This is a genomic window from Bacillus cereus group sp. BfR-BA-01408 (assembly GCF_022663305.1).
In the GTDB taxonomy this organism is placed as follows: domain Bacteria; phylum Bacillota; class Bacilli; order Bacillales; family Bacillaceae_G; genus Bacillus_A; species Bacillus_A pacificus.
Map to the genome: position 1 here is coordinate 1 of NZ_JAKUFF010000374.1, position 206 is coordinate 206.

Consider the following 206-nt stretch of genomic DNA (forward strand, 5'->3'; position numbering starts at 1 on the left):
CGCAGGTTCAAATCCTGTCCCCGCAACCAAATGGTCCCGTGGTGTAGTGGTTAACATGCCTGCCTGTCACGCAGGAGATCGCCGGTTCGACCCCGGTCGGGACCGCCATTTATGTTTGGCTCGGTAGCTCAGTCGGTAGAGCAGAGGACTGAAAATCCTCGTGTCGGCGGTTCGATTCCGTCCCGAGCCACCATTTTTTTATGCCG

Annotated in this window: 2 tRNA genes; both read left to right on the forward strand. The window is 57.3% G+C overall.

What is annotated here, in order from left to right:
• Positions 1 to 32: 32 nt before the first annotated feature.
• Positions 33 to 108: transfer RNA gene (locus tag MR083_RS27715), tRNA-Asp, on the forward strand.
• Positions 109 to 117: 9 nt separating this feature from the next.
• Positions 118 to 193 (forward strand) — tRNA-Phe (locus tag MR083_RS27720).
• The last annotated feature ends 13 nt before the right edge of the window (positions 194 to 206 follow it).